The following is a 20070-nucleotide window of genomic DNA, read 5'->3' as shown; positions in this document are numbered from 1 at the left end:
ATATGTCCGATGCCACTTCATCTCAGCGTATTGTTCCCGACGTGGATCAAAGCCTGACAGCACAACACTTACGCCATCGCAGGGGGCCGCGATTATGGCCGCTTTGGCTCGTATTGATTCTGTTGATGTTGCTATTAGGCGCAGCAGCAGCAGGGGTTTGGTACGAAAGAGAGAGGTTGCTAGCAGAAGTGCATCGTGTGAGTGGTGAGGTGTCTAATCTTCATGCAAGGCTCGACTCCGATGACACAGAGGTCAAAGATGCGATAACCTTTGTACAAGCTCAGATGTCCACTCTGTTCCAAGAGCAGGAGCAGCTGGCTGTGGCATTGACTAATACGCGTGAAGAGCTCTATGGGCTTCTCACAGAAAATGAAGAGCTTGTATCAAATGAGGCGCTTGAGACATTTTCACAACGATTCGAGCAATTTCAGGAGCAAGCAGCCCTTCGTGATAGCCAGCTAGCCGCTATTCGGACATCGCTAGATGCCTTAGAGCAAGCGGGTACCTCTGGTAGGCAAAATTTAGTGGAGGAGGTTACTCATTTAGAGGGGGTCATCAACCAGCGGCTCGATACCATGGAGCGCCAGGTAGCCAGCGACCGAACCGCTACTGAAGAGCAGTTGAGTATCTGGCGGGAAAATGTCGAGCAGCAGTTAACGCAGCTCTCTTCTACTGTCGCTGAAGTCAATACTCAAGAAGAGCCTGCTAGCCAAGCTGAATTAACAGCGCTGGAAGCGCAGTGGACCCAGCGCTTAAACACGCTTGAGAGCGACTTACGGCAGGTCCGGCAGGCGCAGCTAGCCTTTAGTGCGCAGATGGAAATGCTGCGCAATTAAATAGCAGCATCACGATGTGGAATAAACAAGCCACTAAGCCGGTGATAGGGTTAGGGATATAACGGTATGGGAAGACAACGGCGGTGGCCTACGGCCAAACAAGTGGCGTATTTACTGGTGCCGCCGCTGATATCTGCTTCATCGGTCTCTTGGGCCCTTGAAGCAGACATCAGCGGTGTTGATGGGCGTGTGCTAGTTAATATTGAGGCCTATTTAGAAAATATTGAGGCCGACCAGTACACCGATGCCCGCTTGGAAGGTGAAATACGCCAGCGCACGCAAGAAGCCATGCGAGTATATGGCTATTACGAACCTGATATTACTGTCGAGCTAGATCAGTCGCCCATCGCCGTGCGTATTGAATCAGGGCCTCAGGTAGTGATTGAAGTACTCGACATCAGTATTACAGGGGATGCGAACAATGACCCCCCTTTCCAAGACGCGCTTGATGATTTTCCTTTAAAGCAGGGGGAACCGCTGCGTCATGCCCCCTGGGACAGCCTACGTAGCCAGTTTGCCGGTCTAGCTATTGAGCGGGGCTACTTCGACTGGGGCTTTTCAGATCGACGGATGGAAGTGCGCCCTTACTTGGAAAGCGCTCGCCTCTATATGACCTTTGATAGCGGGCCACGCTATCACTTTGGCGATACATTTATTACGGGCAGCCATATTGAACCTGAGCGGCTGCGACAAATGCAGACGTTTCGTGCTGGTGAGCCTTACCTAGCGGAATCCCTGGCCCGCTATAATCAGCGTTTAGCTGAAACAGGATGGTTTAGTTCTGTCTCCGTACGGCCCCGGCTGGAAACAGCTCAAGAATTGACAATCGCTCCGCCGAGCGGAGGGTCGCCCTGGTGGAACGAAGCCACTGCATCGCAGCCTGAACGCTCTAGAGTAAGTAGTGCAGCGCTTGCCAGTGCTCTCAGTATTAATAGCCGTGACGATACCCGCTTGCCCATCGATGTCAGTGTCGAGCCGGCAGATCGCCACCAGTTTGAGGTAGGTATAGGTTATGCCACAGATGTAGGCCCACGCCTGCGTTTTGGCTGGCAGCAGCCATGGATCAACCGGTTTGGTCACAGTCTGGATCATGATCTCTATCTTTCTGCCCCTGAGCAGCGTTTTACGGGGGTATACAATATTCCGCTAGAGGACCCGATACGGGATAACTACCGCCTGCAGTATGGCGTGCGCAATATTGACGATGGCGACACAAAATCCTTGGAAGGCACCGTAGAAGTGGCTCGGCGTTGGGAATTTGAGAACCGTTGGGTACAAACGCTCTACTTCCGCACGACGTATGAAGACTTTACCCAAGGCGGCCAAGCTGATGAGGTTTGGCTGTTTTATCCAGGGATTCAGTGGTCGCGAACCCGCACTCGGCCTCAACGTTTTCCTCTGTGGGGCGATCGTCAGCAGTTATCGATTGAGTACTCTGACAGAGCCTGGGGGTCTGACGCCAAATTCACCCGGCTAACCGGCGATACCGAATGGATTCGCACCATCGGCAATGACAACCGCTTTTTAGCTCGATTAAGCATTGGCGCTATCGAGACCGGTGACTTTGACAAGCTTCCGCCATCGCTGCGTTTCTTCGCAGGCGGTGATCGCAGCGTACGCGGTTACTCCTACGAGAGCTTGTCACCGCGTAATGAAGAAGGTCGCTTACGTGGCGGCCAACAAATGCTGACCTCCACATTAGAGTATCAGCGTCGTGTTACGGGAGACTGGTGGGGCGCCACCTTTATTGATACAGGGGATGCGTTCGATAATTGGGGCCCGACTGGCCTTAAAACAGGCGCGGGCGTGGGCGTGCGCTGGGTGTCTCCCGTCGGCCCGATACGTTTCGACATCGCACATCCCTTTGATATCGACGACGCTTTCCGCGTGCACTTTTCGATTGGTCCAGAATTCTAGGAGAGCTCTTTGGCTAAGGTTGATTCAAAAGCGCCCCAAAACCGTCAGATGCTCTCACCTAAGCGCCGTACTTGGTTAGCGTTCTGGAGCCTGTTACGCCTTATCATCGTATTGCCGTTATGGCTGTTTGGGTTAATTGCCTTAGTTGCCGGGGTGGCGCTCTCCCCCTGGGGAACCGGGCAGCTGTTTTCCCAAGGTGAACAGCGTGGTTTTTTCACCTACGAGCAGCAAGAGGGCGCGCTACTGGACAGCTTTCGTCTGCAAGGCTTTCAAATGGCTGTTGGTGGCACTCAAATTACGCTAGCGGATTTTGAGCTTGCCTGGGCAGAAGATTGCTTGCTATCCGGTCAGTTATGCTTAGACACGCTACGCGTTGAGGGTGCAGATATTCGCTTAGCTGAAAGCTCAGCAACCGAGGAGCCGCCACAGGAAAGCAATGCACCGTTCAGCATTTATCTGCCGTTTCCGATTGAACTGCGCGATATCGCTCTCAATAACGTACAGCTGACGCTGGCCGACGGTACACAAGTGGGCTGGGAAGCATTTGCTACTTCCATAACCGCCGAGCAGCAGCAAGTCACTATCGCATCCACCATACTGGAAGAGCTATCTCTCTACTTGCCGCCATCTCCCGGCGTGCTGTTGACGCAAAAGATAGATACACCGCTAAACGCCGCCGGTATAGACGGCGCTATTCAGCTAGCTCAGCCGGCGAAGCCTGCGGCTGACAATGAGGCTATTGCCCTTAGCGAGCGTGAGCGGCTTACGCTTCCCGAGATTCAGCTGCCGATTAACGTAGAGCTGGCATCACTGTTAGTCACTGACGTAACAATAAGTGGCGCTGCTGAGTATCAGGTTGAGCGACTGCTTGTAGAAGCTCGGGCCGAGGGCAGCGACATAACGCTAAGCACTCTGGAGCTTGCCATACCTGATGCTGACGCCACCTTATCTGCCAATGTCACTCTAAGCGGCGACTACCCACTGGATGCTGCGATTCGTGCAGAACTATGGCTACCCGAATTATTCCCAGCACTTAGCGGTGAGCAGGTGGCACTGAATCTTTCTGGTAGCCTTGCTGACCTGACCGCGAATCTCAACGCAACCGGGCCCGTTAATGCGTCATTGACTGCGCAAGTAGATGCGTTAGCTCCCACGCTCCCATTTGAAGCGCAACTAGAGAGCGACCGTTTGCAGTGGCCGCTAGTTGACAACAGCGAGATTCCAGAGGCGTCATCGGAAGAACCTGTCACTACAGCTGAGAGCTACGTGCTGGAAAACCTTAGCCTTGGTGTCAACGGCAGCCTGGAGGCCTATCAAGTAACGCTTGAAACGAATGCCGAAGGCCCACAAGTGCCTGCCACCGCCATCCGTTTGAGTGGAGAGGGCGATTTAGCCTCTTTCCATTGGTCACCTCTCACCCTCACTATTAATGATAGTGCGCTTAGCAGCGAGGGCCGGGTAAGCTGGGAAGAAGCGATTGAGGTCGATACCAACGTGCGCTTGGATAATGTAGATCCATCGCTGTTTGTTCCACAGCTAGCTGGCAATCTAAGTGGCGATATCGTCGCCAGCGTACGCCAGCGCGGCGAACGCTGGGACATTAGCCTGCCGGAGCTAGATATCCAGGGGCGGCTACAGGAGTACCCACTCACGCTCCAAGCTTCTCTTGAGGCTAACAGCGAACTGGAAGTTGATATTGAAGAGCTGCTCTTTACCCAAGGTGATAACCGTCTAACGGCATCAGGACAACTCAGCCAAGAGGCGATGTCTCTTGAGGCCAATATCGCGCTGAATCAGCTCCAAAGCTTACATCCTGATCTAGCAGGGACATTAACCGGTGATATTCAAGCCCAAGGCAGTTTCTCCCGGCCAGAAGTGGTAGTAGAGCTGAATGGTCGCAGTTTACGCTTTGCTGAAAATAGGCTAACTGCGCTCTCTCTATCGGGTAATGTCGAGGGTCTTGACGACCCCGATCTCAATATCGAACTGGATTTGCAAGGCGTTAATGCAGGTGGGCAAGCGCTAGCGTCGGTCGCCCTTGACCTCACCGGGCGACTTTCCGAGCATGCCTTGCAACTCAGCACCACAGGTGAAGCCGATAACGTTCTGAGCCAAGCTAATTTGGCCTTAGACGGGCGCTTTAACCAGCAGGCTCAACAGTATCAGGCGCGATTAACCCCGCTGGAAGTTGATTCAGAAGCGGGGGACATTCGCTTGGAAGCGCCGCTGGATATCACTTACAACCTTGCTAACGGCCAGGCGCGCTTAACACCTTTCTGCCTGCGTCGGTTGCAGGGTGGCCTCGTATGCTCTGAAGAGCCCATTGCCGCGTCAGCCGACCAAGGGCGTGCAGTGCTGAGTGTTCGCGAAGTACCCATGGAGATGCTGGAACCTTTCTTGCCAGAGGAGTGGAGCTTTGAAGGTGACACCACGGCGGATCTAGTAGCCAACTGGGAGCAGGGAGGCGCGCAGTGGCAAGCCAATCTTCAGCTGCTCAGTGAGTTAGCCATCACGGCAGTCAATGATTACGGTCAGCCAGTAGAGCTTCCCACTATTAATCTGGATGCGAAAATTGAAGCCAATCAAGCACAGGCCCAAGCGGATGTACTGCTTGCTCTGTCGGAAGCAGGTGAGCTTACGCTTAATCTAGCGGTAAACGACCCATTGGGTCAGGGAGCGCTTGATGGCCAGCTACGGGCAAATAACATCACGTTAGCTCCCTATCGCCCTATGGTGGTGGGTATGGATGAGCTTGAAGGCGGCTTAAATGGCATCGTGCAAATTGGTGGCACCACAAGCCAGCCTGATTTACAGGGTGAACTAGCCTTACGCAGCCTGCGTATTAGCGGGCCCGATATTCCCATTACTATTGTGGATGGCGAGCTGGCGGTAGCCTTTGATGGCGAAGAGGGAAATATAGACGGTTTTCTCGCTGCCGAGCGAGGCCGGCTTTCGATTAGCGGTAACGCTTATTGGCCTACCGATGAAGCGTGGCGTATAGGCATAGACCTAAACGCAACTCAAGAGCCTTTGCTGGTGGTATTACCGCAGTTCGGTCGCCTGGAAGCCGCGCCAGATATTCGCATTCGTATTACCCCAGAGCGTCTGCAGGTACGGGGCAATGTGGATCTTCCCTGGGCTCGCTTAGAGGTGGGTGATCTACCTTCGTCAGCAACATCGCCAAGCCCGGATGAAATTATCATTACCGAGCGCGATGATCGTGAGGCTGAACGACAAGCACGTCTTGCGGCAGAGGCTGGGAATGATCCCAGTGCAGCTGATGAACTGGCAGACACCGGTATGGCTCTGGATGTGCTGATTACACTGAATCTTGGGCGCGATATGCAAATTTCCGCCTATGGCCTGGAGTCAGGACTGGGCGGTAGCCTGGAGATTCGTCAGGATAGCGGAGCACTTCAGCTGTTTGGCGACGTCAACTTAGTAAATGGTCGTTTCCAGGCATTCGGGCAAGATCTGTTGATTCGTCGTGGTCAACTGATCTTTAGTGGTCCTCCGGGCTTGCCGGTGCTAGATTTTGAGGCCATCCGCAACCCGGATGTCACCGAAGATGATGTGATTGCGGGGCTGCGCGTAACAGGCAATGCCGAACAGCCCAATGTGTTGATCTTTTCAGAGCCCGCGATGGACGAGACCCGTGCGCTATCGTATTTGCTACGCGGCCGCGCGCCGGATGCTTCAGGTGGTGGTGTTGATAGCGCACTAACCACTGCGCTCATTGGTATGTCCCTTGGCCGCACCGGTGGGGCCGTTGGCTCTATCGGGGAAGCGTTTGGGATTGATGACCTGACACTTGATACCACTGGGGCGGGTGACGACAGTCAGGTAGCGGTGAGTGGCCAACTGTCTGATGATCTTCGCATTAGCTATGGCGTAGGTATTTTCTCTCCAATTGCAGAACTAACCTTACGCTATACGCTATGGCGGAACCTGTATCTACAGGCGGTGTCTGGTGCTAACCAAGCCGTTGACCTAATTTATACGTTCACGCGCTCAGGCGATCCTTATATTTATCCGCAGCAATAGAATAGAAGAGGGTGTTATGACGCTATTTACGAAACAGCAAGCACCAGAAGGGCGCGATACCCCCATTGAGACCAGCGACCTTCATACCATTACCGGACACTCTATACACCCACCGTTTCCTGAAGGTTATGAGGAAATTGTGTTGGGTATGGGGTGCTTCTGGGGGGTAGAACGGCTGTTTTGGCAGCAGCCGGGGGTGTATGTGACGGCAGCAGGCTATGCTGGGGGCATCACGCCCAATCCAACGTACAAAGAGACTTGTACAGGCTTAACAGGGCATACCGAAGTGGTCAGAGTGGTTTATGATCCGAAAAAGGTAAGCCTTGAAAATTTACTGCAAATCTTTTGGGAACAACACGACCCCACCCAAGGAAACCGTCAGGGTAACGATATTGGCAGCCAGTATCGCTCGGCCATTTTCACGACTACAGAGGCACAGCTTGCCGCTGCTCAGAAGAGTGCAGAAGCTTTCCAAGAGGCGCTGCAGCGTGCCGATAGAGGCCGTATCACGACGGAAATTAAGCCGCTTGACGTTTTCTATTATGCCGAGGCGTATCATCAGCAGTATTTAGATAAAAATCCAGGCGGTTACTGTGGCTTGAAAGGTACGGGTGTCACGTGTCCGATTGGCTGAGGGGCGAAAAGATGCTTCGTTGTTTGCAACCCCAACGTCTTACGCAGGCTACGATAGCTGCTGCGGTGTTAGGCTTATTCAGTATAGGGGCTCACGCTGAGCAAGCAGCCCCGGCAATGCCGCAATCTGTTGACGAGACGCCCTTTGCTAGCGAGCGTGAAGCGGTCATCTGGCGACAGGATGAGTTGAAAGATTTAGAGCGCCTGTTGAGGCAGCTGCGCTTTGACCTAGTGAATAATCAAGATGCTCAAGGTGCCGCCCCCCGACTAGCTGAGCTGCAAGAAAAAGCGACGCAAGCACATTTTTTACCTGCGTTTATCGCAGGTACCCATGGGCGAGGTTCAGATGCGAAACCAGAGATCTGGGAAGAATGGGATCAATTTGCGACGGGCTTCACGGACTTAGAGCAAAAGGTGTCCACGCTTGTGGAAGCAGCAGAGCAAGAAGATTACCGGGCAGCCACACGCGCTTTTTCAGAGGTTGGGTTAAGCTGCCGCAGCTGTCACCGCGCCTACCGTTACGATTAGGGCAGGCGAAGCGCTTACATCAGTCGCTTGGTTGCACGCGATCAATACGATAAAGGGTCGCCACTTGCTCCAGGCCACTGATGGTGCAGTTTAAGTCTTTAACGCGGCCATCGCTTAGGCCATAAACCCAGCCATGCACTGAAATTGCTTGGCCTCGCTGCCAGGCACGCTGCAGAATTTTAGTTCGACACAGGCTGTTGACCTGGGCTTTCACATTTAGCTCACACATGCGATCAATCTGATCTTCCATGGGCAGATGCTCTAGCGTGTCGCGGTGGCGGTTGTACTGTTCGCGTACTGAGTGCAGCCAGTAATCGACAATGCCGCACTCGCCACCGGTGACAGCAGCCTTGATACCACCGCATCCGTAGTGGCCAACAATCATGATATGGCTGACTTTAAGAACGTCCACCGCGTACTGCACAACCGATAGGGCATTCATATCGGTGTGATGCAACAAGTTAGCCACGTTACGGTGTACAAAGACTTCACCCGGTGGTAGCGCAATAATCTGGTTAGCCGGTACACGGCTGTCCGAACAGCCAATCCATAGATAGTCGGGGTTTTGCTGGCTAGAAAGGCGTTTGAAATAGTCCGGATCCTCTTCACACATCCGTTCAGCCCAAACGCGATTATTATCCAGCAGCGTAGCAATTTGATCAGACATCGAATCTCCGTGAGATAACATTATTCAGGGGTTGAGGGAGTCCATGCGTAGCGCAGCAGCATTTTTGTTACAAGGTAGGGCGTTTTAACCCCCCTTGCACAGAAGGTCAATCTTAGCGCTTACCTTAGCAGAGGGTAAGCACGGCAGTGGATAGGAGATAACCATGTCAGCGGATGCTGCATATGACTTCGATTTATTTGTAATTGGAGCGGGCTCAGGTGGGGTTCGCGCGGCACGTATGGCAGCAGCTACCGGCGCACGCGTTGCTGTTGCGGAAGATCGCTATTTAGGCGGTACTTGTGTCAACGTGGGCTGTGTACCCAAAAAGCTATACTCGTATGCTGCTCATTTTCATGACAGCTTTGATGATGCGGCAGGTTTTGGCTGGCAGCTGGCCTCACCAGCAACCTTCGATTGGCCTACGTTAAGAGATAATAAAACCAGCGAAATAAAACGGCTTAACGGCATCTACCAGCGCATGCTAGAAGGCGCAGGGGTAACGTTGTTTAATGCTCGGGCCCGCGTTGTTGACCCGCACACAGTGACACTAACCAATGCAGATGGCGAAGTGAGCGTCAGCGCCGAAAAAATCTTACTCGCGACAGGCGGTTGGCCCTGGGTACCCGAGTTTCCAGGGAGCGATCTTACCTTAACCTCTAACCAAGTATTTGACTTAGATAGCTTTCCTGAAAGGTTTTTAGTACTGGGTGGTGGCTATATTGCCGTCGAGTTCGCCAGTATTTTTAACGGATTGGGCAGCGAGACACATCTGATTTATCGAGGCGACCTGCTTTTAAAAGGGTTTGACCAGGAAGTTCGCGAGTTCACGTGTGATGAAATGGCCAAAAAGGGCGTTAACCTCCATTTCTCTGCCAACATTGCCCGCATTGAACGGAAAGAGGGTGCTCTGCAGGTTGAGCTAACCACTGGAGAAACCTTAGAAGTGGATGCGGTGCTTGCCGCAACTGGGCGCAAGGCGAATACAAGCGGCCTGGGTATCGATGTACTGGGGATTGAGCTAAACAGCGAAGGCAAGCTGCCCGTGAATGAGCGTTATGAGACGCAGGTTCCTTCAATACTAGCTTTGGGTGACCTAATCGCTGGGCCTGAATTAACGCCGGTCGCCCTGGCAGAGGCGATGCAACTGGTGGATATTCACTTCCATAAAAAAACGCCTAGGCCATTGGACTATGACACCATTCCTACTGCCGTTTTCTGTCATCCCAATATCGGTACGGTAGGCTTATCTGAAGAGGCGGCTAGGGAGAAGTTTTCCAAAATACGGGTCTACCGCACTGATTTCAGAGCCATGAAGCACACGCTTTCCGGTAGCCAGGAGCGCATGTTGATGAAACTGATTGTCGATGACGCCAGCGATGTTGTTGTCGGTGCTCACATGGTAGGTGAAGAAGCAGGCGAGCTTATTCAGGGTATTGCCATCGCCGTTCGAGCAGGCCTTACCAAAGAAGATTTCGACCGTACGGTAGGCATTCACCCCACTGGGGCCGAAGAGTTTGTCACCATGCGAACCCCCGCACGCTATTAACGTTATTGATCAACGACTAAAGGCGAGCTTCGGCTCGCCTTTTTTGTCTCGCGCATCGGTATCACTGATCTAAACTCTGATGGTAGCGCCCAGAAACTTGATGCTAGAGTACGTAATGCTCGTTTGATAACCAAAAATTATAGAAAATGCGGGGATGAATAATATGGTTTTTGAATTGCTCATAATCAGCTGTTATAATGATCCTCAAATTCGCTACAGCGAAGCATAACCATGAGTACGCCTATTAAGCCTTTTACACCTTCTGCCGAGCTGGCTCGCCCAACCGTTGCTGATGCCGTGGTAGGCCATGCCGAAATGCCGCTTTTTATTCGTAAGCCTAATGCTGATGATGGTTGGGGGATCTACGAACTCATCAAAGCGTGCCCGCCGCTCGATGTAAATTCAGCCTACGCTTATCTGCTGCTAGCAACTCAGTTCCGCGATACCTGTGCTGTGGCTACCAACGAAGAGGGTGAAGTAGTTGGTTTTGTATCCGGTTATGTCAAAGATAATGCCCCTGACACCTATTTTTTATGGCAAGTCGCCGTAGGTGAAAAAGCCCGGGGCACAGGTCTGGCACGCCGTCTGGTGGAAGCGATTATGTCGCGCCCTGAACTTGACGACGTTCACCACTTAGAAACCACGATCACTCCTGACAACCAAGCATCGTGGGGGTTGTTCCGTCGCCTAGCTGCACGATGGCAGGCACCTTTGAACAGCCGTGAATACTTTTCTACCGAACAGCTTGGAGGAGAGCACGACCCGGAAAACCTAGTACGTATCGGGCCATTCCAGACGGACCACATCTAAAGGCCGTCTCGATAGATCGTTTTCCCGCTCGTGTTGCCCTAGCTGTTTTAACTCGCTTAGCTCACATACTTGATAAGGAGGTCGCTAATGCAGACCCAAACACTCGAACGCATGGAATCCAATGTTCGTACCTATTCACGCTCGTTTCCTGTTGTCTTTACCAAGGCACAGAATGCGCGGCTGACCGATGAGAATGGTCGTGAATATATTGATTTTCTCGCCGGTGCTGGCACGCTGAACTACGGTCATAACAATCCGCATCTAAAAGAAGCGATGATTGACTATCTCTCCAGTGATGGGGTGGTTCATGGCTTAGATATGTGGACAAGCGCTAAGCGTGACTACCTGGAAACCCTTGAGAACGTCATTCTGAAACCTCGTGGACTCGATTATAAAGTCCACCTGCCGGGACCAACCGGTACTAACGCAGTGGAAGCGGCCATCCGTCTGGCCCGTGTTGCTAAAGGTCGCCATAACATTGTGACCTTCACCAACGGCTTCCACGGTGTGACCATGGGCGCCCTGGCAACCACCGGTAACCGTAAGTTCCGCGAGGCGACGGGGGGCATCCCCACGCAAGGCGCAAGCTTCCTGCCATTTGATGGCTATATGGGTGAGCACGCCGACACACTGGACTATTTTGAAAAGCTCTTAAACGATAAGTCAGGCGGCTTGGATATCCCCGCAGGCGTGATCGTTGAAACTGTGCAAGGCGAGGGTGGTATCAACGTCGCTGGCCTGGATTGGCTCAAGCGCCTAGAAAGTATCTGTCATGCGCATGATATCCTTCTCATTGTGGATGATATCCAGGCAGGCTGTGGTCGCACGGGTAAATTCTTCAGCTTCGAGCATGCAGGCATTACGCCAGACATTGTCACTAATTCGAAATCGCTCTCAGGCTTCGGTTTACCGTTTGCACATGTGTTGATGCGTCCTGAACTCGATAAGTGGAAGCCTGGCCAGTATAACGGTACGTTCCGTGGCTTTAACTTAGCGATGGTGACGGCGACCGCAGCGATGAAAAAGTATTGGTCTAACGACACCTTTGCACGTGATGTTCAGCGTAAAGCGCGTATCGTCGAAGAGCGCTTCCAAAAACTAGCCGCTATGCTGACTGAAAATGGCATGCCGGCGACCGAGCGTGGCCGTGGTCTGATGCGCGGTATTGACGTGGTATCTGGCGATATCGCCGATAAGATCACCAGCCATGCGTTTGAGCACGGCCTCATCATCGAAACCAGTGGTCAGGATGGTGAAGTGGTCAAGTGCCTTTGTCCGCTAACCATTCCGGATGAAGATCTGCTGAAAGCCTTAGATATCCTTGAAGCGTCAGTTAAGTCTGTTATTAAGGCATAGTTTAGCGTTACGCTAAATCGTCACACGCCATTACGTCCCTTACAGGAATAGGCAGCCAACAGCTGGCTGCCACGAAACGGAGCACGTTTATGATCGTTCGTAATCTCGAAGAAGCACGTAAAACAGATCGCCTGGTCACTGCTGAAAACGGTAATTGGGACAGCACGCGCCTTGTTCTGGCCAACGATAATGCAGGTTTCTCTTTCCATATCACCCGCATTTTTCCTGGCACTGAGACACACATTCATTACAAAAACCACTATGAAGCGGTATTTTGTTATGAAGGTGAAGGCGAGGTGGAGACCCTGGCCGACGGCAAAATCTGGCCGATCAAGGCGGGCGATATCTACCTGCTGGACCAACACGATGAGCACCTGCTGCGCGGCAAGGAAAAAGGCATGACCGTAGCTTGTGTCTTTACTCCGCCAATCACTGGTAACGAAGTCCATCGTGAAGACGGTTCCTACGCAGCGGCAGACGACTAAGCACTACTGTGGTTAGCCCGTATGAAAGCAGCCTAGCATTTTGCTAGGCTGCTTTTTTGCTAAGTGATGGTTCAACGTTTGCCGTTTACTCTTCCACCTGTTCAAACACCAGCGTAATCTCACCCAGGGTAACGCCAAACTTGCGCATGGCGGTGCGATTGATCAGCCGACCATCCGGCTGCAGGTACATCCAGTCATCCATGGTGAAACTTAATAGACGCCCACCTACATCAATATCGAGCGGGTAGCGCATATGGAAGGCATGGCCGTATTGCCGAGCATCTACTTGGCCTTCAACATCGTTAGCGGTGCCAATCCAGTGATGCTCGTCAACGCGCTCAAACTCCCAAACGCGCTGGTCAGTTTCTCCATCGGCAAAGACAAAGGCTTCATCCAGAGTGAGCGTATCGCCTTCGTAGGTGCCTGTAATATCAACTGTAAAGCGACGCTGCACTTTGCCAGAGTAGTCTTGTACCATACCCCAAGCGCGGGTTTCCCCCGTAAAGTATTCCGCGATATCCAGCCGGGGAGAAGTGTCAGCATACTCCTCAATTTTGACGTTGGCACAGCCAGCGAGTAGGACAAGAGTGGAAAACAATGAGAAAGCCAAAAATCGTTGACGCATGCTGTTCATTGGGAAATTCCTATATACTTTCTCTTATAAGTATAGTTATTGTAGGAGAAAATTTTGCTAGGTAATAGGCTTTATTTGCTCAAGCAACTAACCAGCTGAGTTCGCATAATATATATTATGTTAAATCAGCTAAACTAGACGGATGAAAAACCGCTGCCATGTTGGACAAGCGGTCACCCTTCTCCTTATCATTCGTGCTCTTATTGTCCAAGGATATCCCTCGTTATGCGCTCAGGTGTTTTATGGCTAATGGCCGGTTTGTCGATGTCGTTTGCAGGCTGCGCAGTGACACAGCCAGAGTCAAATGAGCCACCGCCGTTAAGCGAGGCGTCTTTTAATACCCGCATCCTTGAGCTTGAGACATCACTGTCCCAGCAGTGCGACGCCTCTACCGCGTTCAATGAGCAGCAGCTCAGCCAGCAGCAGGTACTGACGGCAGATGTTCGTGAGGTGGGCAGCCTGCTGCGCCATTTACGTCAAGAAGTTGCCAGTTTGGAAGCGCGTAGCGAAGAACCCGTCATTATTCGCGAAGAGTGCCGTGTTGAAGAACCCGAAGATAATAAAACACTGCTTGGCCGCAGCGAATGGGTGGGCCTGCCTAGCATTGGCACCTATTTAAAGGCGCGGGTCGATTCAGGAGCCAATACTTCATCCTTATCTGCTTCCGAAATCACTCGCTTTGAGCGTGATGGTGAAGACTGGGTGCGCTTTAAGCTGGCACTGAACGAAGATGACGTGGTCGTAGAGCAGATTCGCGACGAGTGGATTGAGGCGCCTATTGAACGCCGCGTTAAAATCATCCAAGCATCTGGCGAAGAGTCCCGCCCGGTAATTTCACTGTTGATGACTTTAGGGCCAATTCGTGAAAACGTCGAGTTCACTCTGAACGACCGCTCGCATCTGGATTATCCGGTACTGCTTGGCCGCCGTTTTATGATGGATATTGCTACCATCGATGTGGCCGAAACATATCTGCACGACCGCCCTGAATTCCCGGGTGGCGCGCCCTCTGAAGAAGCGGCTGACGATGAAGCGGCCGATCAAGACGATACTGAAGAGTAATATCACTCCCCTGCCGCTTTACGCTGAAAGGAATCACCATGTCACGGTTGCCATTTTATTTTATCGTCGGATTGCTGCTGCTGGTTGGCATCGTCGCCAGCGTGCATCGCCATTTGCAGTTTGAGATTCCCTGGTTTCCAGGCGAGCAGCGCCAAGTATGGGAAATTGAAGCGGTTATTAACTTCAACGCTCAAAATGGCCCGGTACAGGTCGATCTAGCGCTGCCATCCCACCAGGCAGGATTCCGTGTATTGACCGAAAACACGGCATCTTCTGGCTATGGGCTGGCTTACCAGGCAGATGAACTGGGCCGGCAGGCGCAGTGGACCATCCGTGAAGCGGCGGGCAGCCAGCAGCTCTATTACTCCGTTCAGATGCTGGTATCACCTGACTCTCGCGCTCCCATACAAACGCCGCCCGGCATCCCTGCCGTTACTCCCTGGGAAAGCCCCTACGATACGGCCGCTAGCCAGCTAATTGATCGTGCTTGGGATCGTAGCGCCAATAACGCTACGTTTGCCCGCGAGTTAATTCTCGATATTAATGGAGAGCGTCAGGGAGAAAATGCGCGCCTGCTGCTAACCCAAATGCAACCGTCAGCTCTGATTGTGCGCTTGCTGAATCAAGCAGGCGTGCAGGCCAGAGAAGTAAGCGGCTTACTGCTGGAAGATGGTCGTCGCCGTCAAACCCTCAGCAGTTGGATTCAGGTGTTTGACCAAACTGCTGAAGAGTGGACGCTGTTTAACCCAGCGACCGGCGAACAGGGTCAACCCGAAAACTTGCTGTTATGGGAAACCGGCGGTCGTGCGGTGCTTGAGGTTCAAGGTGGCACGAATTCCCGTGTTTCCTTCTCAATGCTAACCCACTACCAGCCTGCTTCGGCGGCGGTGCGTAACCACTACTCCGACGACACGCTGCTAAACTTCTCGATTCACAGCCTGCCGCTGGAAGAGCAGGCGCTATTCCAGACGATCCTGTTGATCCCGATCGGTGCGCTAGTGGTTGTATTCCTGCGCGTACTCGTGGGTGTGAAAACGTCAGGCACTTTTATGCCGGTACTGATTGCTCTGGCGTTTATTCAAACTACCCTACTGACCGGCTTGATTGGTTTCCTGCTCATCGTGGCGGTTGGCTTAATTATCCGTAACTATCTCTCGTACCTCAATTTGCTCTTAGTCGCGAGGGTCTCGGCGGTCATTATTACGGTCATTGCCATTATCTCGATCTTTACCGTGCTGGCCTACCGCATGGGCTTGAGCGCCGGGTTAACGGTGACGTTCTTCCCGATGATCATCTTGGCGTGGACCATTGAGCGGATGTCGATCCTTTGGGAAGAAGAAGGTCCCAAACAGGTATTGGTACAGGGCGGTGGCAGCCTGCTAACAGCGGTGTTGGCATTCCTTGCAATGAATAACCCGTGGGTACGCCACATCACGTTCAACTTCTTGGGTGTGCAGCTCATTTTGATGGCCTTTATTCTGCTATTGGGTAATTACACGGGCTATCGCCTGCTGGAACTTCGTCGTTTCAAACCCATTACCGAAGATGAGAAGCCTTCATGAGCTGGCTAAAAAACTGGACGTGGCCGACCCGCCTTCGGGATAAAGGCATTGTGGGCATGAACCGGCGTAATATTCGTTATATTGGCCGGTACAATGCGCGCCGGTTATATCCTCTAGTGGATGACAAGCTCAAAACAAAGCTGCTGGCTCAGCAGTATGGCATTACCACGCCCGAACTCATCGGTACGGTGACGACGCAGTTTGGCGTTAAGCATATGAGTGACATGCTTGACGGCCATCAGGGCTTTGTTGTCAAACCGGCCAAAGGGAGTGGTGGTAAGGGTATTCTTGTTATTGAAAAGGTAGAAAATGGCCTTTTCTACAAACCCAGTGGTGCCAGCCTGACGATTAGTGACATAGAGCGCCATGTTTCTAACCTCCTCTCGGGGCTCTACTCCCTAGGTGGTTCGCCAGACGTGGCCGTGATCGAAACGCTGATCAATTTTGATGAAAGCCTGCTGGAGTATACCTACGAAGGCGTACCTGATATTCGCGTGATTGTATTCAAGGGCTACCCGGTGATGGCTATGATGCGCCTCTCCACGGCGGCATCCGATGGTAAAGCTAACCTTCACCAAGGGGCTGTCGGGGTTGGCTTGAATATCGCCACTGGAGCAGCGCTACGGGGTGTGCAGTTTGACCGCCCTTGCTATAGCCACCCCGATACGGGGCATGACCTGGCAAGCCTTGTCGTGCCCCAGTGGGAAACTCTCCTTCATCTGGCGGCGGGCTGCTACGAGATGACCGGCCTTGGCTACCTGGGGACCGATATGGTGTTGGACCGTAAACACGGGCCAATGCTACTGGAGCTCAACGCCCGCCCCGGCTTGGCAATTCAAATGACCAACGGTGAGGGACTGCGTCGCCGGCTGGACTTGATTGAGCGTCAGCCTGATAACGTGCCGGTGGCTAAGCGCGTAGCGTTCGCCCAGCACCATTTTGCGCGTAAAAGCGAGCTGGTCGATAACCCTGACACACCCTCGGCAACGGCGTAGACTACACGCGAGACGTTCAACGAGTTATCTAATGACTGAAGCGAATACGCTATTGCAGCAAGCAGAATCTCAGTGTCACACGCGCGGCGTTCGGTTTACCCCGATACGCCGCCGGGTACTTGAGCTTATCGCAGAAAACGGTGGCGGCCTCAAAGCATATGATCTGCTGGATCAGCTTTCCACTGAGCATGCCGCTGCCCGCCCGCCTACTGTCTATCGTGCGCTGGAATTTCTGATTGAGCAGGGGCTGGTGCATCGCATTGAATCGCAAAATGCCTATGTGGCCTGCGCATGCCCGGAGCACGCCCATGGCTTCCAGCTACTCATCTGTCGCCAGTGCGGTTACGTCGAAGAGCTGCACCTTGATGAAATTAGCGATCAGCTTGCCGCCCTGGCCCAGCGACAAGGCTTTAACGTTGAGCGCCAAACGATTGAGCTTCAGGGCTTATGCCAAGCATGCCGATCCGTGAGTAATGCCTAATGTCCCAATTTGATGACCTCGCCCCTCAACAGCTTTTTAAAGCGTTAGAGTCAGCGACCACAACAGCCTCCCTGCCCAAGCTTGCAACGCTACTAGATGCTGTTCGCTTTAATGAAGACGGCCTGATTCCCGCCATTGCCCAGCAACATGATACGGGCGAAGTACTGATGATGGCGTGGATGAACCGAGAAGCCCTGGAAGAGACGTTAACAACGCAGCGAGTTTGCTACTTCTCACGCTCGCGCCAAAAGCTATGGCGCAAAGGTGAGACATCTGGCCAGCAACAGCACCTTAAAAGCGCAGCGCTAGATTGCGATGGGGATACGCTGCTGGTTCAGGTGGAGCAAACTGGTCCCGCGTGCCATACCGGCCGTCGCAGCTGCTTTTATGTGTCGCTCGGTGCAGACAGCGCCAAGATTACCAGCGAGCCACTGATTGATCCGGCCACGCTATACGGCAAAAAAGCGCCGTGAAAAATTGGCTGTTCGCCATTAAACAGGTTTTTCTTAAGCTACTAGCAGCAGTGATGGTAGGCTGTATTCGCGTTTACCAATACACCATCAGCCCACTGCTTGGCCCTCGCTGCCGTTTCTGGCCAAGCTGCTCTTCCTATACCATCGAGGCCATCCAGGTGCACGGTCCTTTCAAAGGCGGCTGGATGGCTGCCAAACGCATCGTGAAATGCCACCCAGGTAGCCCAGGCGGCATGGATCCGGTGCCCGGTGGGCGCAGCGAAGCGCTCTGCCGTGAAGATGACGACCGCCCTGCTGAGCATTGCCGCTCAACCTCCTGCCGCCACTAACGTTTATCCTTGCTTAGCCACCTGATAGATACGCTCTAACATGGCGTGCAGGCCGTTACTGCGCGTGGGTGAAAGATGCTTATCAAGCCCGAGATCTTTCAAGAAATGCGGCTCGGTCTGATTGATCTCTTCGGCTGTGCGCTCACTGTAGATACGCAGCAACACGGCGATCAGCCCTGATACGATGGCAGCATCCGACGTAGCCTTAAACACCAGTTTGTCTCCTGCCTGTTCATGGCACATCCACACGTTGGATTGGCAGCCTTGGATTTTAAACTCTTCAGTACGACGCTCCTCCGGAAAGTCAGGCAGCTGCTTTCCCATATCAATAATGTATTGATAACGGTCCATCCAGTTATCAAATATCTCAAACTCTTCGACCAGCTCCTGTTGGGCTAGCTCTGCGCCTGAAGTTGCCATGGCGTATCCTTTGGGTTGATGAATCACAGTCGCGGCTATTATAACGTTTCAGCCTCTGTTTTTGGGGGCGTTTTCAAGCGGTGGCGCTGCTGCTCTTGATGCCACTCATCGGCTTCGGTGTGCAAATAACGGCTGGTGGTATCTAGCTTGGCATGGCGAGCGCTTTCCGCTAAGTAGCGCAGGCTAACGCCGGATTGGGCTTGATGAGTGATCGCCGTATGCCTCAGCCAGTGAGGCGTTGCTCGGCGAAGCGCATTCATATACGCAGGCTTACCGCCCTCCTCTTCGAGCACATCAGCGGCCTTGGCAAAGGTTTCCTTAATCAATCGGTAAAGCTGGTTATCGCTAATGCCTCGGCGTTTATCCAGCGCACGAATGATTGGCGCTGGCTCGTCGTGGCTTGGTAATGCCTTTAGCCCCAGCGCTGCTCGCCATGTTTTCAAACTCTCCAGCATGTCATCAGGCACCGGTATACGAGCCTGTTTACTGCCCTTGCCTATCACACTCCACCACCAGCGCCCCTCCACCTCATGAAAGTCATCCATTTGGGCGCTGGCCATCTCACTAATACGTGGCGCCAATAGATAAGCAAAGCTGAAGATGAAGCGTCGGCGCGCATCCTCGTAAATGAGGCGGGCATCATCACTGCTCAAAGGCTGGTTTAACCACTGCCAAAACCAGGCCCACAGCGGTTGCTCCAGGTAGCGCTCTATGGCCTGCGACTGATTATTCATTCGTCGTGCTTTATCGCGCATCAGCACAAACGGGTTATGCCTAACCCACCCTGCTTCTACCAGCCAGCTAAATAAGCCCTGAAGAATAATCAAGCTCTGCCGGCGACTAGCGGGCGACAGTCCGTTTCTAAATGGCCGCCACTCAGGATGCTCTCTTGGCTTTGAAGGCCCCACCCACGCCGCCCGCGGCTGAGGGTCTTCTAGAAAAGCTTCAAACTGGCGCAGCGCCTCGCGGTTCATATCGCGTAAGCCTTTCCCTTGGCTGACCAGCCAAAGCAGCAGTCTCTCCGCTTCTCGGCGGTAGCTTTTTAGCGTTTGCGGGCTGTCACGGTACTCCGCCAGCCATAGCCGCACGGCTTGGTAGTCATTTTCCGCCTCGATTCGCGGGTACTGAGTAGACGCGAGGACAGATTGGCTTGTTGGCCAGTGCTCCTCCTTTATCAAGCTTGGCATGGCAGTGAAGTTATCGCCGCTGCGTAAGCCATTATGTGTCGTTTCGGGTGGCATTTCAGCGCTCTCTTCTTAGTTATTCAATGGGTTAAGTGTGGCGCTACCTTC

Annotated in this window: 19 protein-coding genes; 15 read left to right on the top strand and 4 right to left on the bottom strand. The window is 53.0% G+C overall.

Translation table 11 applies throughout. The features are described from left to right. Positions 1 to 2: 2 nt before the first annotated feature. The 5 genes from ACIGG6_RS01245 to ACIGG6_RS01225 all read left to right on the top strand — a co-directional run bounded on the left by ACIGG6_RS01245 (position 3) and on the right by ACIGG6_RS01225 (position 7958). Positions 3 to 836 carry a hypothetical protein gene (locus tag ACIGG6_RS01245; protein WP_399841436.1) on the top strand — a complete coding sequence of 278 codons (834 nt, stop codon included), beginning with the start codon at positions 3 to 5 and terminating at the stop codon, positions 834 to 836. A 66-nt stretch (positions 837 to 902) separates the two neighbouring features. Continuing rightward, complete coding sequence (gene tamA / locus ACIGG6_RS01240; RefSeq protein ID WP_399841434.1) at positions 903 to 2753, top strand: autotransporter assembly complex protein TamA; 1851 nt, start codon at positions 903 to 905, stop codon at positions 2751 to 2753. Between the two features lie 48 nt (positions 2754 to 2801). Beyond that, on the top strand, positions 2802 to 6797 hold the full coding sequence (gene tamB / locus ACIGG6_RS01235; RefSeq protein WP_399841649.1) for an autotransporter assembly complex protein TamB: 3996 nt from the start codon (positions 2802 to 2804) through the stop codon (positions 6795 to 6797). Between the two features lie 16 nt (positions 6798 to 6813). Further along, positions 6814 to 7431 (top strand): peptide-methionine (S)-S-oxide reductase MsrA, encoded by a 618-nt coding sequence (gene msrA / locus ACIGG6_RS01230; protein WP_044630059.1) that lies wholly within the window; start codon positions 6814 to 6816, stop codon positions 7429 to 7431. 116 nt (positions 7432 to 7547) lie between these two features. Then, the gene (locus tag ACIGG6_RS01225; protein WP_243470607.1) at positions 7548 to 7958 is read left to right on the top strand and encodes a c-type cytochrome; all 411 of its coding nucleotides are present in this window, start codon (positions 7548 to 7550) and stop codon (positions 7956 to 7958) included. Positions 7959 to 7977: 19 nt separating this feature from the next. On the opposite strand, the gene can is transcribed toward ACIGG6_RS01225, so the two are convergent. After that, positions 7978 to 8625 carry a carbonate dehydratase gene (can, locus tag ACIGG6_RS01220; RefSeq protein ID WP_083025882.1) on the bottom strand — a complete coding sequence of 216 codons (648 nt, stop codon included), beginning with the start codon at positions 8623 to 8625 and terminating at the stop codon, positions 7978 to 7980. A gap of 163 nt (positions 8626 to 8788) precedes the next feature. Between can and gorA the strand changes: the two genes are divergently transcribed. The 4 genes from gorA to ACIGG6_RS01200 all read left to right on the top strand — a co-directional run bounded on the left by gorA (position 8789) and on the right by ACIGG6_RS01200 (position 12822). Continuing rightward, entirely contained in the window at positions 8789 to 10171 is a 1383-nt protein-coding gene (gene gorA / locus ACIGG6_RS01215) for a glutathione-disulfide reductase (protein ID WP_253503098.1), read from the top strand. Between the two features lie 231 nt (positions 10172 to 10402). Next, positions 10403 to 10981, top strand: coding sequence for a diaminobutyrate acetyltransferase (gene ectA, locus ACIGG6_RS01210; protein ID WP_062359677.1), 579 nt, complete (start codon positions 10403 to 10405; stop codon positions 10979 to 10981). 87 nt (positions 10982 to 11068) lie between these two features. Further along, complete coding sequence (ectB, locus tag ACIGG6_RS01205) at positions 11069 to 12337, top strand: diaminobutyrate--2-oxoglutarate transaminase (protein ID WP_253503092.1); 1269 nt, start codon at positions 11069 to 11071, stop codon at positions 12335 to 12337. An 89-nt stretch (positions 12338 to 12426) separates the two neighbouring features. Then, positions 12427 to 12822 carry an ectoine synthase gene (locus ACIGG6_RS01200; protein WP_044629107.1) on the top strand — a complete coding sequence of 132 codons (396 nt, stop codon included), beginning with the start codon at positions 12427 to 12429 and terminating at the stop codon, positions 12820 to 12822. 85 nt (positions 12823 to 12907) lie between these two features. On the opposite strand, the gene ACIGG6_RS01195 is transcribed toward ACIGG6_RS01200, so the two are convergent. Continuing rightward, positions 12908 to 13456, bottom strand: a complete 549-nt coding sequence (locus tag ACIGG6_RS01195; protein ID WP_399841427.1) for a DUF3833 domain-containing protein — start codon at positions 13454 to 13456, stop codon at positions 12908 to 12910. 225 nt (positions 13457 to 13681) lie between these two features. On the opposite strand from ACIGG6_RS01195, the gene ACIGG6_RS01190 reads away from it, so the two are divergent. The 6 genes from ACIGG6_RS01190 to yidD are packed head-to-tail and all read left to right on the top strand — an operon-like array spanning position 13682 to position 18358. Beyond that, positions 13682 to 14518, top strand: a complete 837-nt coding sequence (locus ACIGG6_RS01190) for an ATP-dependent zinc protease (protein ID WP_399841425.1) — start codon at positions 13682 to 13684, stop codon at positions 14516 to 14518. Between the two features lie 38 nt (positions 14519 to 14556). Further along, entirely contained in the window at positions 14557 to 16080 is a 1524-nt protein-coding gene (locus ACIGG6_RS01185; protein WP_083025869.1) for an inactive transglutaminase family protein, read from the top strand. Then, positions 16077 to 17075, top strand: a complete 999-nt coding sequence (locus tag ACIGG6_RS01180) for an alpha-L-glutamate ligase-like protein (RefSeq protein ID WP_399841422.1) — start codon at positions 16077 to 16079, stop codon at positions 17073 to 17075. The genes ACIGG6_RS01185 and ACIGG6_RS01180 overlap by 4 nt, the downstream gene beginning before the upstream one ends. A 31-nt stretch (positions 17076 to 17106) precedes the next feature. Then, positions 17107 to 17556 carry a transcriptional repressor gene (locus ACIGG6_RS01175; RefSeq protein ID WP_044629111.1) on the top strand — a complete coding sequence of 150 codons (450 nt, stop codon included), beginning with the start codon at positions 17107 to 17109 and terminating at the stop codon, positions 17554 to 17556. Next, the gene (gene hisI / locus ACIGG6_RS01170) at positions 17556 to 18029 is read left to right on the top strand and encodes a phosphoribosyl-AMP cyclohydrolase (protein WP_399841419.1); all 474 of its coding nucleotides are present in this window, start codon (positions 17556 to 17558) and stop codon (positions 18027 to 18029) included. Before ACIGG6_RS01175 ends, hisI begins: the two co-directional genes overlap by 1 nt. A 53-nt stretch (positions 18030 to 18082) precedes the next feature. Continuing rightward, positions 18083 to 18358, top strand: coding sequence for a membrane protein insertion efficiency factor YidD (gene yidD, locus ACIGG6_RS01165; protein WP_399841646.1), 276 nt, complete (start codon positions 18083 to 18085; stop codon positions 18356 to 18358). Positions 18359 to 18361: 3 nt separating this feature from the next. On the opposite strand, the gene ACIGG6_RS01160 is transcribed toward yidD, so the two are convergent. Continuing rightward, the gene (locus tag ACIGG6_RS01160) at positions 18362 to 18778 is read right to left on the bottom strand and encodes a SufE family protein (RefSeq protein WP_399841416.1); all 417 of its coding nucleotides are present in this window, start codon (positions 18776 to 18778) and stop codon (positions 18362 to 18364) included. A gap of 38 nt (positions 18779 to 18816) precedes the next feature. Further along, positions 18817 to 20019: a tyrosine-type recombinase/integrase gene (locus tag ACIGG6_RS01155; protein WP_399841413.1), complete on the bottom strand. Its 1203-nt coding sequence runs from the start codon at positions 20017 to 20019 to the stop codon at positions 18817 to 18819. Positions 20020 to 20070: the final 51 nt, after the last annotated feature.

Source organism: Vreelandella lionensis (assembly GCF_044543515.1).
GTDB lineage: Bacteria > Pseudomonadota > Gammaproteobacteria > Pseudomonadales > Halomonadaceae > Vreelandella > Vreelandella lionensis.
This window is presented reverse-complemented; position numbering and strand designations above follow the sequence as displayed.

Coding starts and splice junctions, on each gene's coding strand:
- ACIGG6_RS01245 (WP_399841436.1), top strand. CDS start 3: ATGTCCGATGCCACTTCATCTCAGCGTATTGTTCCCGACGTGGATCAA.
- ACIGG6_RS01225 (WP_243470607.1), top strand. CDS start 7,548: ATGCCGCAATCTGTTGACGAGACGCCCTTTGCTAGCGAGCGTGAAGCG.
- can (WP_083025882.1), bottom strand. CDS start 8,625: ATGTCTGATCAAATTGCTACGCTGCTGGATAATAATCGCGTTTGGGCT.
- ACIGG6_RS01195 (WP_399841427.1), bottom strand. CDS start 13,456: ATGAACAGCATGCGTCAACGATTTTTGGCTTTCTCATTGTTTTCCACT.
- tamA (WP_399841434.1), top strand. CDS start 903: ATGGGAAGACAACGGCGGTGGCCTACGGCCAAACAAGTGGCGTATTTA.
- tamB (WP_399841649.1), top strand. CDS start 2,802: ATGCTCTCACCTAAGCGCCGTACTTGGTTAGCGTTCTGGAGCCTGTTA.
- hisI (WP_399841419.1), top strand. CDS start 17,556: ATGTCCCAATTTGATGACCTCGCCCCTCAACAGCTTTTTAAAGCGTTA.
- msrA (WP_044630059.1), top strand. CDS start 6,814: ATGACGCTATTTACGAAACAGCAAGCACCAGAAGGGCGCGATACCCCC.
- ectB (WP_253503092.1), top strand. CDS start 11,069: ATGCAGACCCAAACACTCGAACGCATGGAATCCAATGTTCGTACCTAT.
- ACIGG6_RS01175 (WP_044629111.1), top strand. CDS start 17,107: ATGACTGAAGCGAATACGCTATTGCAGCAAGCAGAATCTCAGTGTCAC.
- gorA (WP_253503098.1), top strand. CDS start 8,789: ATGTCAGCGGATGCTGCATATGACTTCGATTTATTTGTAATTGGAGCG.
- yidD (WP_399841646.1), top strand. CDS start 18,083: ATGGTAGGCTGTATTCGCGTTTACCAATACACCATCAGCCCACTGCTT.
- ACIGG6_RS01200 (WP_044629107.1), top strand. CDS start 12,427: ATGATCGTTCGTAATCTCGAAGAAGCACGTAAAACAGATCGCCTGGTC.
- ACIGG6_RS01155 (WP_399841413.1), bottom strand. CDS start 20,019: ATGCCACCCGAAACGACACATAATGGCTTACGCAGCGGCGATAACTTC.
- ACIGG6_RS01160 (WP_399841416.1), bottom strand. CDS start 18,778: ATGGCAACTTCAGGCGCAGAGCTAGCCCAACAGGAGCTGGTCGAAGAG.
- ACIGG6_RS01190 (WP_399841425.1), top strand. CDS start 13,682: ATGCGCTCAGGTGTTTTATGGCTAATGGCCGGTTTGTCGATGTCGTTT.
- ACIGG6_RS01180 (WP_399841422.1), top strand. CDS start 16,077: ATGAGCTGGCTAAAAAACTGGACGTGGCCGACCCGCCTTCGGGATAAA.
- ectA (WP_062359677.1), top strand. CDS start 10,403: ATGAGTACGCCTATTAAGCCTTTTACACCTTCTGCCGAGCTGGCTCGC.
- ACIGG6_RS01185 (WP_083025869.1), top strand. CDS start 14,557: ATGTCACGGTTGCCATTTTATTTTATCGTCGGATTGCTGCTGCTGGTT.